This window comes from Lacrimispora amygdalina (genome assembly GCF_003432035.1).
In the GTDB taxonomy this organism is placed as follows: domain Bacteria; phylum Bacillota; class Clostridia; order Lachnospirales; family Lachnospiraceae; genus Lacrimispora; species Lacrimispora amygdalina.
Map to the genome: position 1 here is coordinate 55,413 of NZ_QOHO01000032.1, position 12,811 is coordinate 68,223.

Below are 12,811 nucleotides of genomic sequence, written 5' to 3' on the forward strand. Positions count from 1 at the left end.
ATCAACAGACTTTCAATTATTTGGAGTACAACTCGACGATAAGCATTTCATTCACTGGAACATCAATCTCATCTCTTGTTGGTAACTCTTTAACAGTACCACGTAAATTCTCATGGTCAACATCAAGCCATGCCGGAACCATACGGCCAGCCGTTGTTTCCTGAACACTTTTGAATCTTGCATTGGTTTTGCATTTTTCTTTTACTTCGATCACATCTCCAACCTTTACGATGAAGGAAGGAATGTTTACGCATTTGCCATTAACAAGAATGCTCTTGTGGTCAACCATCTGTCTGGTCTCTCTTCTTGTTCTTCCGAATCCCATACGGAATACTACGTTGTCAAGTCTTCTCTCAAGAAGAATCATAAGGTTTTCACCAACCATACCATTCATTCTTTCAGCCTTGGCATAATAGTTACGGAAAGGTTTCTCAAGCACACCGTAGATGAATTTAGCTTTCTGCTTTTCTCTCAGCTGAATGCCGTACTCACTCATCTTTCTGTTTGCTCTTTTTAATTCTCTCTTTGATTTTTTATCTATTCCTAAATAGATTGGATCAAGACCAAGGGATCTACATCTTTTAAGAACAGGAACTCTATCAACTGCCACTGTAATTACCTCCTAATTAGACTCTTCTACGTTTTGGTGGACGACATCCGTTATGTGGTACAGGAGTTACATCCTTGATGCTGGTTACTTCTAAACCGCATGCCTGAAGTGCACGAATAGCTGCTTCACGGCCTGAACCAGGACCTTTAACCATAACGTCTACTGATTTTAAACCATGTACAAGAGCTGCTTTAGTAGCAGTTTCTGCCGCCATCTGAGCTGCATATGGAGTAGATTTCCTTGAACCTCTAAATCCCAGACCACCAGCACTTGCCCAGGATAATGCATTACCCTGTGTATCTGTTAATGTCACAATTGTGTTATTAAAAGATGACTGGATATGTGCTTGTCCGCGTTCAACGTTTTTCTTTACGCGCTTTTTTGTCACTTTTTTAGTAGTGGACACTTTTTTAGCCATTTTAAACTAACCTACTTTCTTTATAGTTGCTCCGCCCTGCCCGCAGCCGCGTAACGCAGGGTACGAAATCTGAATCCTGTTATTCCTGTTTTTAAAACATGTAACGTGATTCGCTGTTAAATTTAGTATCTTACTTTTTCTTGTTTGCTACAGTCTTTCTTGGACCCTTACGAGTTCTTGCGTTAGTCTTAGTTTTCTGACCACGAACCGGAAGACTCTTTCTATGACGGATTCCGCGATAGCAGCCGATTTCCTGAAGTCTCTTGATGTTCATAGCGATTTCTCTACGTAAATCACCTTCTACAGTCTGAGATTCCGTAATCACTTCTGCAATTCTCTTTACTTCGTCATCGGTTAAGTCCTTAACACGAGTGTCAGGATTAACGCCAGCAGTTGTAAGAATGCGGTTTGAACTGGTTCTACCAATACCGTAGATGTAAGTTAAACCGATCTCAACACGTTTTTCTCTTGGTAAATCAACACCTGAAATACGAGCCATGTGTGTAGTACACCTCCATTAATTATTTTAACCTTGTCTCTGCTTATGCTTAGGATTTTCACAGATTACTCTGATACTGCCTTTTCTTTTGATGATTTTGCATTTTTCGCAAATCGGCTTGACTGATGATCTAACCTTCACAGCAATTCTCCTTTCCGTTATGCGCCCTTTCGCATGAAACACTTCGCGTCCGTCATAAGACGCTTATGTGCAAAGATAATCCCTCCGCACCTGATTTCTTCTTATATAAATCCGGCGGCAAAGGAGTCTCCTTCCAAAAGAGCTTTCTGAGTATACCCGCAGTGTGTTTTTATCTTAAAACCAGTGCTGCCCTCATGGGCATAATACACCCAGTATTTCAACAAAGTCGCTATAGCATTATAACACTGTTTGTTTTAAAATGCAAGCGCTTTTTCCTATATATTTATTAACCCTTTGCCCTGGTGTGTCGCGTTCCTGATGTGGAACGCGCCGGACCCGGACGCTTTATTTATCTCGCCAGATGATTCTTCCCTTGCTTAAATCATAAGGGGACATCTCAATGGTCACCTTATCACCTGGTAAAATACGAATGTAGTTCATGCGAAGTTTTCCGCTTATGTGAGCTAATACCTGATGCCCGTTTTCCAGTTCAACCTGGAACATGGCATTGGGAAGCTTCTCCACAACGGTGCCTTCAATTTCAATAACATCTGCTTTTGACATAAAGCTTACCTCCTAACAACCTGATCTTCTCTTTTGAAACATCGGATGAAATGTTTGATCTCTTCATCAGTGACATTTTTATTTTCCCGGATTTTATTTCCCGGTGACTGTTTCTCCCACAACAGGGGGATTACATGCTTTTTCTTTTTTTTCTTGGGGCAGTCAAGACGTCTTATTTTTCCGTCCACCAGATATATATATTCGCCTTCCTCACGCAATATGAAGAAATATTCTCCCTTGTCGTGTCCTGCCGTGGATTTTACGAATAAACCGGCGTATTCATTCATCGGCCTATTCCCCGCAGACAGCGGAAACCAGACTTAATATCTCCGGCTCACCTTCTGTGATCAGAACCGTATTCTCATAATGAGCGGAAAGTTTTCCGTCCTCTGTTACAACGGTCCAGTCATCATCAAGCCAGACCACTTCCAGTGTCCCCTGGTTTATCATGGGTTCGATGGCCAGTGTCATGCCAGGTCTTAACTTAATTCCCCGTCTTCTTGTGGAAAAATTCGGTATTTCAGGATCTTCATGCAGATGAGTACCGATTCCGTGGCCTACTAAATCCCGGACAACTCCATACCCGAACTTTTCTGCATATTTCTGGATTGCCGCAGATATTTCACCTAAATGATTGCCAGATTTTGCATATTTAATCCCTTCGAAGAAACATTGTTTTGTCACTTCCATGAGTTGTCCCGCTTCAGGAGTGATCTCTCCGATCCCGTAAGTTCTTGCTGCGTCAGAATGATAGCCTTTATAAATCACTCCTGCATCAAGGCTCACAATATCTCCTTCTCTCAGTACGCGCTTCTTATCCGGAATACCGTGAACCACCTCATCATTGACTGATACGCAGATGGAAGCAGGATATCCGTTATAATTTAAGAAAGAAGGCGTACAGCCATAGCTTCTTATGATCTCTTCACCCAGATGGTCAATATCCCAGGTTGTCATTCCTGGCTTCAAGGCCTTCTTCAGTTCTTCATGAGTGATGCAAAGAATTCTTCCAGCCTCTCTCATAAGTTCTATTTCTCTTGCAGATTTAATCGTAACTGACATAAACTATGCTCCTAGGATGTCAGTGATATCGGAGAACACTTTGTTTAATTCCTGTGTCCCGTCAACATTCACCAGCACGCCGGCTTCTTTATAATAATCAATCAATGGTCTGGTCTGATCATGGTAAACCGCCAGACGTTTTTTTACAGTCTCCGGCTTATCATCATCTCTTAAGACAAGTTCTGAACCACAGACATCGCACATTCCGGAAATCTTGCTTGGATTATATACAATGTGATATGTAGCTCCGCAGGATATACAGGCACGTCTTCCTGACATTCTGTTGATAATATTCTCGTCAGGAACGTCAACGTTTATCGCAAAGTCTATCTTCTGTCCCATTTCAGTAATGGCTTTCTGAAGGCTTTCTGCCTGGGGAATGGTTCTTGGAAATCCGTCCAGTACGTAACCGTTTTTGCAGTCTTCCTGCTGTATACGGTCCATCAGCATACCGATGGTAAGTTCATCTGGTACAAGAGCTCCCTGATCCATATATTCCTTTGCTTTTCTTCCCAGCTGCGTTCCTTCTTTTATGTTGGAACGGAATATATCTCCGGTTGAAACATGAGGAATCTGATATTTCTCAGCAATTTTTTTAGCCTGGGTACCTTTGCCGGCACCAGGGGCACCTAACATGATGATTTTCATCAACAGTCCCTCCATTAATGTAAGGTTAAATAGCACAAATCCCAAGGAAAAACACGCCGCGGCGTGCCTCCCTTGGTCTGCTTTCTAATCGTTTAAAAATCCTTTATAGTAACGCACAAGCATCTGGGACTCAATCGTCTTTAATGTCTCCAGCACAACGCTGACAATAATAATCAGGGATGTACCGCCGAAGGAAAGACGGCTTACACTGAATAAACCGGAAACCATAATCGGAATGATACAGACGATAGTCAGACCGCATGCTCCTATAAATACGATATAGTTTAAAATTGAATTAAGGTAATCACTGGTTGGCTTACCTGGGCGGATACCCGGGATAAAACCACCGGACTTCTTCATATTATTTGCTACTTCAAGGGGATTAAATGTAATTGAAGTATAGAAATATGCAAATACGATGATAAGCGCGATATAAACCACAAGACCAATGGAATCCAACGGTCTTTCCGGCTTAAACCAGTTGGAAGAACTGAGTGCGTTTAAAATATGTCCTGCAATGCCATCACGGTTGATCCTGGTTCCTAAAAACTGGGATATCACTACCGGGAACGACATGATGGAAGAAGCGAAAATAACCGGGATAACACCGGCGGTATTTACCTTCAGCGGAATGTTGGTAGCTTGTCCGCCTACCATCTTGCGTCCCTGCATTTTTTTGGAGTACTGCACGGGAATTCTTCTTTCACCATCCTGAAGGATGATAACAAATACAACGATTGCGATAATCACTGCAATGATAATGATCGCTGCAACAGCAGCTACTGCAACAGATTTACCAGACATAAATCTGGTATAAAGTGTAGATGCATCGGAAGGGAAGCTGGAAATGATGTTAAACAAAAGGACAATGGAAATACCATTACCCACACCGTTTTCCGTAATCCGCTCGCCGATCCACATAAGGAGCGCACTACCTGCCGTCATGGTAACTACTGCAATGATAACGCTTAATACATTATATTCTTTTAACAGACCCTGGCCTCCGAATCCAATCGCCATAGCGACGGACTCGATTAAAGCCAGAGCTACTGTTACGTAGCGGGTGTATTCTGCAATCTTCTTTCTTCCATCTTCACCGTCCTGCTGCATTTCCTCAAGTTTGGGAATTGCAATGGTAAGGAGCTGCATGATAATGGAAGATGTGATGTAGGGGGTAATGCTCAGTGCAAATACGGACATGTTGGTAAAGGAACTTCCTGTCACTGCGTTAAAAAATCCGAACGCATCGTTATTATTCTGAGCAAAAAAATCTTTGAAAAAGCTTGTTTCAACTCCTGGAATCGGCAGCTGTGAGCCAATTCTGGTAACCACCAGCATCAGGAACGTATAGATGAGTTTCTTTCTTACGTCCTTGATCTTGAATGCATTACGGAGTGTTTTTAACATATTAGATCACCTCGCAGGTTCCACCTAAAGCCTCGATTTTGGTTTTTGCGCCTTCGCTGAAAGCACCTACCTTTACTGTAAGCTTTTTGGTTAATTCTCCATTTCCAAGGATCTTAACTCCATCACGCGGATTCTTAACAATACCGCTCTCTAATAAAGTCTCAACAGTCACTACTGTACCGTTGTCGAATGCTTCTAAAGCGCCTACATTAATGCCAATGATTTCTTTTGTATTTCTATTTTTAAAGCCTCTCTTCGGAATACGTCTGTATAAAGGCATCTGACCACCTTCGAAACCTGGTCTGGTAGCTCCGGAACGAGCCTTCTGTCCTTTATGACCTTTACCTGCTGTCTTACCGTTACCTGAACCGTGACCGCGGCCTCTTCTGAAGTTATCGCTGTGTTTGGAACCTAACGCAGGCTGTAAATTTGATAAATCCATCGCTTGCACCTCCTTACTGTTTTCTCTTAAATCTCTTCAACTTTTACTAAATGACGCACGTTGGCGATCATACCTCTGACTGCACCATTGTCCGGCATCTCAACTGTTTTGTGAAGCTTCTTTAAGCCTAATGCTAAAACGGTTGCTTTCTGCTTCGGTATAGCGCCGATCGGGGATTTCACCAATGTGATTTTTAATTTATCTGCCATCTTCTTATCCTCCTTAGCCTAAAATCTCTTCAACAGATTTGCCGCGAAGTCTTGCAACTTCCTCAGGAGTCTTTAACTGAGTTAATCCTTCGATTGTAGCTAATACTACATTCGTTTTATTATTGGAACCTAAGGATTTTGTACGGATATTCTTAATACCTGCAAGCTCTACAACTGCACGGGCAGGACCTCCCGCGATAACTCCTGTACCTTCGGTAGCTCTCTTAAGAAGTACGGAAGCACTTCCAAAGTTTCCAACCAGATCATGAGGGATACTGTTGTTCTCATCGATCGGAACAGTAACCATATTCTTAACAGCAGCCTCTTTTCCTTTACGGATTGCTTCTGGAACTTCTCCGGCTTTGCCAAGACCAGCACCAACATGGCCGTTGCCATCGCCTACGACTACTAAAGCAGAGAATCTCATGGTACGTCCACCCTTAACGGTTTTAGATACACGTTTGATAGCAACCACCTTGTCGTTTAATTCTAACTGATTTGCATCAATAATTGTATGTTTCACGCTGTGTTCTCCTCTCTACTAGAATTCCAGACCAGCTTCTCTGGCTGCGTCTGCTAATGCCTGAATCTTACCCTGATATATAAATCCGCCTCTGTCAAAGACAACTTCTTTAATACCTTTTTCCATTGCTCTCTTGGCAACTACGGTACCTACATATGCTGCAGCATCAACGTTGTTAGTTTTCTCTAATTCTGCCTTTACTTCTTTTTCTACTGAAGAAGCGGCAACTAAAGTCTTACCAACTGTATCGTCAATAATTTGAGCATACATATGATTATTACTTCTAAACACAGCTAAACGTGGTCTCTCTGCAGTACCTGCAAGACGATTACGTAATCTGTTGTGCTTCTTAACGCGGATTTCGCTTTTTGACTGTTTGCTAACCATCTTTACACTCTCCTTAATTATTTCTTACCAGTCTTACCAACTTTACGTCTGATCACTTCATCAGCATACTTGATACCTTTGCCCTTATACGGCTCAGGTCTTCTCTTATCTCTGATTTCAGCAGCGTACTGGCCAACTTTTTCTTTATCAATACCTTTTACGAAGATGATGTTCTGACCTTCCATGGTAGACTCAATACCTTCCGGATCTTCCATTTCTACCGGATGAGAATAGCCAAGGGAAAGAACAAGCTTCTTGCCCTGCTTCTGAGCTCTGTAACCAACACCGTTAATCTCAAGCTTTTTCTCATATCCTGCAGTAACACCAACGATCATGTTGTTGATTAAGGTTCTTGTAAGACCGTGTAAAGATTTCATCTTCTTTAAATCGTTTGGTCTTGTTACAACGATATGACCATCTTCTTCTTTGATTGTCATCTCTGTGGGTAATACTCTCTCAAGAGTTCCCTTAGGACCTTTTACAGTCACTTTATTATTTTCTGCAATTTCAACAGTTACGCCTGCTGGAATCGCGATAGGCATTCTTCCTATACGTGACATGCCGTTTACCTCCTTAAATTTTCGGAGGGAATCTGTGCGTTCCCTCTGTTTTCAGATGCATTGAGCACTTAGCGTCTGTTCTTTAGACGCTTACGTGCGAAAGCACTCCTCGACACTCAGCGAGGTTTTCCACGAGCTTAGTGACGATGGAGTTTCCTCTTTGTTAGTTACCAAACGAACGCAAGTACTTCTCCGCCAACGCCCTGAGTGCGTGCTTCCTTATCGGTAATTACGCCCTGGTTTGTGGAAATGATTGCAGTTCCAAGACCGCCCAGTACTCTTGGCATTTCTTCCTTGCTTGCATATACACGTAAGCCAGGTTTGGAAATTCTCTTGATACCTGTGATGATTTTTTCGTTTTTATCTTTACCGTATTTTAATGTGATCCGGATTGTCTGGAACGCACCGTCTTCTACGATATCATATTTCTTAATGTATCCCTCTTTCACAAGGATATCAGCAATAGCTAATTTCATCTTGGATGAAGGTACATCTACTGTATCATGTTTTGCAGTATTTGCATTACGGATTCTTGTAAGCATATCTGCGATTGGATCGCTCATTGTCATTTTGAAATTGCCTCCTTCCTTATTTTACCAGCTTGCTTTTTTAACGCCTGGGATCTGACCCTTATATGCTAATTCACGGAAGCAGATTCTGCAGATTCCGTATTTTCTTAAATAAGCATGCGGACGACCGCAGATTCTGCAACGATTGTATTCTCTTGTGGAGAATTTAGCAGGTCTCTGCTGTTTGATCTTCATTGAAGTCTTAGCCATGGATTAATTCCTCCTACTATTTTGCAAATGGCATGTTGAATAATGTCAAAAGTTCACGGGCTTCTTCGTCTGTCTTAGCGGTAGTAACAAATATAATGTCCATACCTCTTACCTTGTCAACTTTATCGTATTCAATTTCAGGGAAAATAAGCTGCTCTTTGATACCAAGTGCATAGTTTCCTCTGCCATCAAATGCGTTAGGATTTACACCTCTAAAGTCACGTACACGTGGAAGTGCAAGGTTGATCAGACGATCAGCAAACTCATACATTCTCTGTCCGCGTAAGGTAACTTTACATCCGATTGGCATACCTTCTCTAAGTTTAAAGTTAGCAACTGACTTTTTAGCTTTTGTTAAAACTGCCTTCTGACCGGAGATGATTTCTAAATCTCTTACTGCAGAGTCTAAAATCTTGGCATTTTCCTTTGCTTCACCAATACCCATATTGATGACAATCTTATCTAACTTCGGTACTTCCATGATGTTCTTATATCCAAATTTCTTGATCATAGCTTCTACGATCTCTGACTGGTACGTATCTTTTAATCTAGCCAATTTTTATTCCTCCTCTCCGAATTAATCAATTACTTTTCCGGTTGCTTTCGCAACACGGACTTTTTTGCCGTCTTTTACTTCAAAGCCGACTCTGGTTGCTTTTCCGTCAACAACAAGCATTACATTGGAGATATCAAGTGCAGCTTCTTTCTGTACGATACCGCCCTGTGGGTTTCCAGCGCCTGGTTTCACATGCTTTGTAATCATGTTAACGCCTTCTACTACCACTCTGTTATTCTTCGTATCTACATGAAGAACTTTACCCTGTTTGTCTCTATCTTTTCCTGCGATAACCTTCACAAGGTCATCTCTTTTAATTTTATGCACAGTCCGACACCTCCTTATAATACTTCTGGAGCTAAGGAAACAATTTTCATGAACTGTTTCTCTCTTAACTCTCTGGCAACCGGTCCAAAGATACGTGTTCCTTTTGGAGTCTTGTCATCTTTGATAATTACGGCAGCATTCTCATCGAACTTGATATATGATCCGTCTTTACGGCGTGCGCCCTTTACAGAACGTACAACAACGGCTTTCACAACGTCGCCTTTCTTCACAACACCGCCAGGTGTTGCATCTTTTACGCTGGCAACGATAACATCACCAATATTAGCATATCTTCTTGTAGATCCGCCCATAACACGGATACAAAGAAGTTCTTTTGCACCGGTATTGTCGGCAACCCTTAATCTGGTTTCCTGCTGAATCATGCCTGTTACTCCTTCCTGGAAATAAATTATTTCGCTCTTTCGATAATTTCCACAAGTCTCCATCTCTTGTCTTTGGACAGCGGTCTTGTTTCCATAACTTTTACTGTATCGCCCATGTTGCAGTCATTCTTCTCATCATGTGCTTTTAATTTATACGTTCTTTTTACGATCTTGCCGTATAAAGGATGTTCTACATGGTCTTCAATCGCTACAACAATGGTCTTATCCATCTTGTTGCTAACAACCTTACCAGTACGGGTTTTTCTAAGATTTCTTTCCACGTTCTGTATTCTCCTTTCGAGTTTTGGCCTTTCATGGCCCCAATCTATAAGTTAACACACACTCGTGTGTGTCATGCTTTTTTAATAAGCTGCAACTTAAGCTAATTTAGCCTTCTCAGTTATAACAGTCTGAATTCTGGCAATGTTTTTGCGAACCTCTTTGATACGGCTTGTATTATCAAGCTGGTTGGTTGCATTCTGGAATCTTAAGTTGAAAAGTTCTTTCTTTGCAGCTACTAATTCTACATTCAGCTCGGCAACTGATTTTCCTTTTAATTCTTCAACATATTTATTCATTTTCACTGTCATTCACCGCCTTCTAAATCTGCTTTAGCAGCAATTTTACATCTGCATGGTAACTTGTGCATAGCAAGACGTAAAGCTTCACGTGCTGTTTCTTCAGGTACTCCAGCGATTTCGAATAATACACGACCTGGTTTTACTACTGCTACCCAGTATTCCAGAGCGCCCTTACCGGAACCCATTCGGGTTTCTGCTGGCTTTGCTGTTACAGGCTTATCCGGGAAAATCTTGATCCAGACTTTACCGCCACGCTTAATATAACGGGTCATGGCAACACGGGCTGCCTCGATCTGATTTGATTTGATCCAACATGGGTCTAAAGCGACTAAACCGAACTCACCACTGCTGATTGTATTGCCTCTTAAAGCTTTACCAGCCATGCTTCCACGGAACTGTTTACGACGCTTAACTCTCTTAGGCATTAACATTATTTATCGCTCCCTTCCTTTTTTCCTTTAGTTGGAAGTACTTCGCCATTGTAGATCCATACCTTCACACCGATCTTACCGAAGGTAGTATCTGCCTCTGCGAAACCATAGTCAATATCTGCTCTGAGTGTCTGTAACGGAATGGTTCCTTCGCTGTAGAACTCAGTACGAGCCATATCAGCGCCGCCAAGACGTCCTGCAACTGCAGTCTTGATTCCTTTGATACCTGACTTCATGGAACGTCCCATGGTAGACTTCATAGCACGACGGAAGGATACACGATTCTCTAACTGCTGTGCGATGGACTCAGCAACTAACTGAGCGTCTTTGTCCGGTCTTTTGATTTCTTTGATATCAACAAATAATTTTTTATCTGTAAGCTTCTGAACTTCTGCTTTGATTTTTTCAATCTCAGCTCCACCCTTACCGATTACTACACCAGGTTTTGCTGTGTGAATAACAACTTTAACGCGGTCAGATGCACGTTCAATTTCAATATTAGAAATGCCGGCGCTGTATAATTTCTTCTTCAGGAATTTTCTGATCGCATAGTCTTCTACTAAGTTGTCTGCGAAATCAGCTTCAGCATACCATTTTGAGTCCCAGTCTTTAATAACACCGACTCTTAAGCCGTGTGGATTAACTTTCTGTCCCATTATTTGCCTCCTTATCTTTCATTAAGCACGATGGTGATGTGGCTCATTCTCTTTTCGATTCTGTAAGCGCGGCCCTGTGCTCTTGGTTTTACTCTCTTCATTGTCGGTCCCTTGTTTGCAAAACACTCTTCTACATAAAGTTTTGCCGGGTCCATACCGTTATTGTTCTCAGCATTAGCGATTGCTGATTTTAATAACTTCTCTATTAAAGTAGAAGCATATCTGGGATTGTAAGTTACAATACCAAGTGCTGAAACAGCATCTTTGCCTCTGATGGCATCTAATACAAAGCATGCCTTCTGAACTGAAACCCTAGCATAGGATAACTTTGCTGATGGTCTTGTGTCCTTCTGGGCATTTCTCTCTCTCTTAATCTGGCTTCTATGTCCCTTAGCCATTGGTGAATCCTCCTTTCAACTTTAACGCCCTTTGGAAATTCTCAAATAAGAAAACCCGCAGGGTGTCTGCTTCTCTATTACTTACGACCTGATTTCTTCTCGTCTTTTCCATGTCCTCTGTAAGTTCTGGTAGCAACGAATTCACCCAGTTTATGTCCAACCATATCCTCTGTAACATATACCGGAACGTGTTTTCTGCCATCATGAACTGCAATTGTATGTCCAACCATCTGCGGGAAGATTGTAGAACGGCGAGACCAAGTCTTAATTACCTGCTTCTGTCCTGCTGCGTTCATAGCATCTACTTTTTTCAGTAAATGAGCATCTGCAAATGGTCCTTTTTTAAGTGAGCGAGCCATAGGTTCTAACCTCCTTCATTTATTTAACGGTCTTTCCATCTCTTCTTCTAACGATTAATCTGTTAGACTGCTTGTTTTTCTTTCTTGTCTTTAAGCCAAGTGCCGGTTTGCCCCATGGTGTAGATGGACCTGGACGTCCGATACCAGTCTTACCTTCACCACCACCGTGTGGATGGTCATTCGGGTTCATAACGGAACCGCGAACTGTAGGACGGAATCCCATGTGACGTTTTCTACCAGCTTTACCGATATTGATCAGGTTATGATCACCATTACCTACAACACCGATCGTAGCTCTGCAGTTGATTGGAACCATTCTCATTTCGCCGGAAGGTAAACGAAGAGTTGCATATTTTCCTTCTTTCGCCATTAACTGTGCGCTGTTACCAGCAGAACGAACCAGCTGTCCGCCTTTTCCTGGATAAAGCTCAATGTTATGAACCTGAGCACCAACCGGGATCTTGCTTAATGGAAGGCAGTTACCTACTCTTGCTTCTGCAGTCTCGCCGCTCATAACAGTCATTCCGTCTGTTAAACCAGCTGGAGCAAGGATATAAGCCTTTGTTCCATCTACATAGCTGATCAGTGCGATATTAGCAGTTCTGTTCGGATCGTATTCAACACCGATGACAGTTGCTGCAATGCCGTCCTTGCTGTTTCTCTTAAAGTCAATGATTCTATATTTTCTTTTAACGCCGCCTCCGCGATGTCTGACAGTAATTTTACCCTGGTTATTACGGCCGGCTGTTTTCTTAATAGTTTTGCTGATTAAGGATTTCTCAGGAGTTGACTTTGTGATTTCGCTGAAATCAGATCCGGTCATTTGTCTTCTGGAAGGGGTATATGGGTTATACTTTTTGATTCCCATTTT

The 12,811-nt window shown here is 42.1% G+C and carries 26 protein-coding genes; all 26 read right to left on the reverse strand.

The annotated features are described in order from the left end of the window. Positions 1–16 precede the first annotated feature (16 nt). The 26 genes from rpsD to rplB all read right to left on the reverse strand — a co-directional run bounded on the left by rpsD (position 17) and on the right by rplB (position 12,808). Positions 17–610, reverse strand: a complete 594-nt coding sequence (gene rpsD / locus DS742_RS12260; protein WP_117417298.1) for a 30S ribosomal protein S4 — start codon at positions 608–610, stop codon at positions 17–19. Positions 611–626: 16 nt separating this feature from the next. Beyond that, positions 627–1,028, reverse strand: coding sequence for a 30S ribosomal protein S11 (rpsK, locus tag DS742_RS12265; protein ID WP_006771855.1), 402 nt, complete (start codon positions 1,026–1,028; stop codon positions 627–629). A gap of 130 nt (positions 1,029–1,158) precedes the next feature. Further along, positions 1,159–1,527 carry a 30S ribosomal protein S13 gene (rpsM, locus tag DS742_RS12270; RefSeq protein ID WP_104439438.1) on the reverse strand — a complete coding sequence of 123 codons (369 nt, stop codon included), beginning with the start codon at positions 1,525–1,527 and terminating at the stop codon, positions 1,159–1,161. 27 nt (positions 1,528–1,554) lie between these two features. Further along, the gene (gene rpmJ / locus DS742_RS12275; protein ID WP_003497809.1) at positions 1,555–1,668 is read right to left on the reverse strand and encodes a 50S ribosomal protein L36; all 114 of its coding nucleotides are present in this window, start codon (positions 1,666–1,668) and stop codon (positions 1,555–1,557) included. A gap of 345 nt (positions 1,669–2,013) precedes the next feature. Further along, positions 2,014–2,232 carry a translation initiation factor IF-1 gene (gene infA, locus DS742_RS12280; RefSeq protein ID WP_013274317.1) on the reverse strand — a complete coding sequence of 73 codons (219 nt, stop codon included), beginning with the start codon at positions 2,230–2,232 and terminating at the stop codon, positions 2,014–2,016. Between the two features lie 5 nt (positions 2,233–2,237). Next, positions 2,238–2,519 carry a KOW domain-containing RNA-binding protein gene (locus tag DS742_RS12285; RefSeq protein WP_117417299.1) on the reverse strand — a complete coding sequence of 94 codons (282 nt, stop codon included), beginning with the start codon at positions 2,517–2,519 and terminating at the stop codon, positions 2,238–2,240. 4 nt (positions 2,520–2,523) lie between these two features. Then, on the reverse strand, positions 2,524–3,294 hold the full coding sequence (gene map / locus DS742_RS12290) for a type I methionyl aminopeptidase (protein ID WP_117417300.1): 771 nt from the start codon (positions 3,292–3,294) through the stop codon (positions 2,524–2,526). Between the two features lie 3 nt (positions 3,295–3,297). Then, positions 3,298–3,942 carry an adenylate kinase gene (locus tag DS742_RS12295; protein ID WP_117417301.1) on the reverse strand — a complete coding sequence of 215 codons (645 nt, stop codon included), beginning with the start codon at positions 3,940–3,942 and terminating at the stop codon, positions 3,298–3,300. A gap of 84 nt (positions 3,943–4,026) precedes the next feature. Further along, on the reverse strand, positions 4,027–5,349 hold the full coding sequence (gene secY, locus DS742_RS12300; protein WP_117417302.1) for a preprotein translocase subunit SecY: 1,323 nt from the start codon (positions 5,347–5,349) through the stop codon (positions 4,027–4,029). Between the two features lies 1 nt (position 5,350). Further along, entirely contained in the window at positions 5,351–5,791 is a 441-nt protein-coding gene (gene rplO, locus DS742_RS12305) for a 50S ribosomal protein L15 (RefSeq protein WP_104439443.1), read from the reverse strand. A 26-nt stretch (positions 5,792–5,817) separates the two neighbouring features. Further along, entirely contained in the window at positions 5,818–6,000 is a 183-nt protein-coding gene (gene rpmD / locus DS742_RS12310) for a 50S ribosomal protein L30 (RefSeq protein WP_097002529.1), read from the reverse strand. Positions 6,001–6,013: 13 nt separating this feature from the next. After that, positions 6,014–6,523 carry a 30S ribosomal protein S5 gene (gene rpsE, locus DS742_RS12315; protein ID WP_117417303.1) on the reverse strand — a complete coding sequence of 170 codons (510 nt, stop codon included), beginning with the start codon at positions 6,521–6,523 and terminating at the stop codon, positions 6,014–6,016. Between the two features lie 18 nt (positions 6,524–6,541). Next, on the reverse strand, positions 6,542–6,910 hold the full coding sequence (gene rplR / locus DS742_RS12320; protein ID WP_097002531.1) for a 50S ribosomal protein L18: 369 nt from the start codon (positions 6,908–6,910) through the stop codon (positions 6,542–6,544). Positions 6,911–6,927: 17 nt separating this feature from the next. After that, positions 6,928–7,470, reverse strand: coding sequence for a 50S ribosomal protein L6 (gene rplF, locus DS742_RS12325; RefSeq protein ID WP_117417304.1), 543 nt, complete (start codon positions 7,468–7,470; stop codon positions 6,928–6,930). Positions 7,471–7,637: 167 nt separating this feature from the next. Then, positions 7,638–8,039 (reverse strand): 30S ribosomal protein S8, encoded by a 402-nt coding sequence (gene rpsH, locus DS742_RS12330; protein WP_117417305.1) that lies wholly within the window; start codon positions 8,037–8,039, stop codon positions 7,638–7,640. 24 nt (positions 8,040–8,063) lie between these two features. Beyond that, positions 8,064–8,249, reverse strand: coding sequence for a type Z 30S ribosomal protein S14 (locus DS742_RS12335; RefSeq protein ID WP_002566501.1), 186 nt, complete (start codon positions 8,247–8,249; stop codon positions 8,064–8,066). A 16-nt stretch (positions 8,250–8,265) separates the two neighbouring features. Then, positions 8,266–8,805: a 50S ribosomal protein L5 gene (gene rplE, locus DS742_RS12340; protein WP_117417306.1), complete on the reverse strand. Its 540-nt coding sequence runs from the start codon at positions 8,803–8,805 to the stop codon at positions 8,266–8,268. A gap of 21 nt (positions 8,806–8,826) precedes the next feature. Then, positions 8,827–9,132: a 50S ribosomal protein L24 gene (rplX, locus tag DS742_RS12345; protein ID WP_104439450.1), complete on the reverse strand. Its 306-nt coding sequence runs from the start codon at positions 9,130–9,132 to the stop codon at positions 8,827–8,829. 14 nt (positions 9,133–9,146) lie between these two features. After that, positions 9,147–9,515, reverse strand: a complete 369-nt coding sequence (gene rplN / locus DS742_RS12350) for a 50S ribosomal protein L14 (protein WP_104439451.1) — start codon at positions 9,513–9,515, stop codon at positions 9,147–9,149. A gap of 26 nt (positions 9,516–9,541) precedes the next feature. Continuing rightward, positions 9,542–9,796, reverse strand: a complete 255-nt coding sequence (rpsQ, locus tag DS742_RS12355; protein WP_104439452.1) for a 30S ribosomal protein S17 — start codon at positions 9,794–9,796, stop codon at positions 9,542–9,544. Positions 9,797–9,892: 96 nt separating this feature from the next. Further along, positions 9,893–10,099, reverse strand: a complete 207-nt coding sequence (gene rpmC / locus DS742_RS12360) for a 50S ribosomal protein L29 (RefSeq protein ID WP_097002715.1) — start codon at positions 10,097–10,099, stop codon at positions 9,893–9,895. Between the two features lie 2 nt (positions 10,100–10,101). Continuing rightward, positions 10,102–10,527, reverse strand: a complete 426-nt coding sequence (gene rplP, locus DS742_RS12365; protein ID WP_104439453.1) for a 50S ribosomal protein L16 — start codon at positions 10,525–10,527, stop codon at positions 10,102–10,104. Beyond that, a complete protein-coding gene (rpsC, locus tag DS742_RS12370; protein WP_104439454.1) occupies positions 10,527–11,183 on the reverse strand; it encodes a 30S ribosomal protein S3 in 657 nt (218 codons plus the stop codon). The genes rplP and rpsC overlap by 1 nt, the downstream gene beginning before the upstream one ends. 11 nt (positions 11,184–11,194) lie before the next feature. Next, entirely contained in the window at positions 11,195–11,581 is a 387-nt protein-coding gene (gene rplV / locus DS742_RS12375) for a 50S ribosomal protein L22 (RefSeq protein ID WP_097002540.1), read from the reverse strand. 77 nt (positions 11,582–11,658) lie between these two features. Beyond that, positions 11,659–11,940, reverse strand: coding sequence for a 30S ribosomal protein S19 (rpsS, locus tag DS742_RS12380; protein WP_024834874.1), 282 nt, complete (start codon positions 11,938–11,940; stop codon positions 11,659–11,661). A gap of 19 nt (positions 11,941–11,959) precedes the next feature. Next, on the reverse strand, positions 11,960–12,808 hold the full coding sequence (rplB, locus tag DS742_RS12385; protein WP_097002542.1) for a 50S ribosomal protein L2: 849 nt from the start codon (positions 12,806–12,808) through the stop codon (positions 11,960–11,962). Positions 12,809–12,811 lie beyond the last annotated feature (3 nt).

Coding starts and splice junctions, on each gene's coding strand:
- DS742_RS12295 (WP_117417301.1), bottom strand. CDS start 3,942: ATGAAAATCATCATGTTAGGTGCCCCTGGTGCCGGCAAAGGTACCCAG.
- secY (WP_117417302.1), bottom strand. CDS start 5,349: ATGTTAAAAACACTCCGTAATGCATTCAAGATCAAGGACGTAAGAAAG.
- rplB (WP_097002542.1), bottom strand. CDS start 12,808: ATGGGAATCAAAAAGTATAACCCATATACCCCTTCCAGAAGACAAATG.
- rpsS (WP_024834874.1), bottom strand. CDS start 11,940: ATGGCTCGCTCACTTAAAAAAGGACCATTTGCAGATGCTCATTTACTG.
- rplP (WP_104439453.1), bottom strand. CDS start 10,527: ATGTTAATGCCTAAGAGAGTTAAGCGTCGTAAACAGTTCCGTGGAAGC.
- rpsK (WP_006771855.1), bottom strand. CDS start 1,028: ATGGCTAAAAAAGTGTCCACTACTAAAAAAGTGACAAAAAAGCGCGTA.
- rplN (WP_104439451.1), bottom strand. CDS start 9,515: ATGATTCAGCAGGAAACCAGATTAAGGGTTGCCGACAATACCGGTGCA.
- rplO (WP_104439443.1), bottom strand. CDS start 5,791: ATGGATTTATCAAATTTACAGCCTGCGTTAGGTTCCAAACACAGCGAT.
- rpmD (WP_097002529.1), bottom strand. CDS start 6,000: ATGGCAGATAAATTAAAAATCACATTGGTGAAATCCCCGATCGGCGCT.
- rplF (WP_117417304.1), bottom strand. CDS start 7,470: ATGTCACGTATAGGAAGAATGCCTATCGCGATTCCAGCAGGCGTAACT.
- infA (WP_013274317.1), bottom strand. CDS start 2,232: ATGTCAAAAGCAGATGTTATTGAAATTGAAGGCACCGTTGTGGAGAAG.
- rpsM (WP_104439438.1), bottom strand. CDS start 1,527: ATGGCTCGTATTTCAGGTGTTGATTTACCAAGAGAAAAACGTGTTGAG.
- DS742_RS12335 (WP_002566501.1), bottom strand. CDS start 8,249: ATGGCTAAGACTTCAATGAAGATCAAACAGCAGAGACCTGCTAAATTC.
- rpsH (WP_117417305.1), bottom strand. CDS start 8,039: ATGACAATGAGCGATCCAATCGCAGATATGCTTACAAGAATCCGTAAT.
- map (WP_117417300.1), bottom strand. CDS start 3,294: ATGTCAGTTACGATTAAATCTGCAAGAGAAATAGAACTTATGAGAGAG.
- rplR (WP_097002531.1), bottom strand. CDS start 6,910: ATGGTTAGCAAACAGTCAAAAAGCGAAATCCGCGTTAAGAAGCACAAC.
- rpsC (WP_104439454.1), bottom strand. CDS start 11,183: ATGGGACAGAAAGTTAATCCACACGGCTTAAGAGTCGGTGTTATTAAA.
- DS742_RS12285 (WP_117417299.1), bottom strand. CDS start 2,519: ATGAATGAATACGCCGGTTTATTCGTAAAATCCACGGCAGGACACGAC.
- rplV (WP_097002540.1), bottom strand. CDS start 11,581: ATGGCTAAGGGACATAGAAGCCAGATTAAGAGAGAGAGAAATGCCCAG.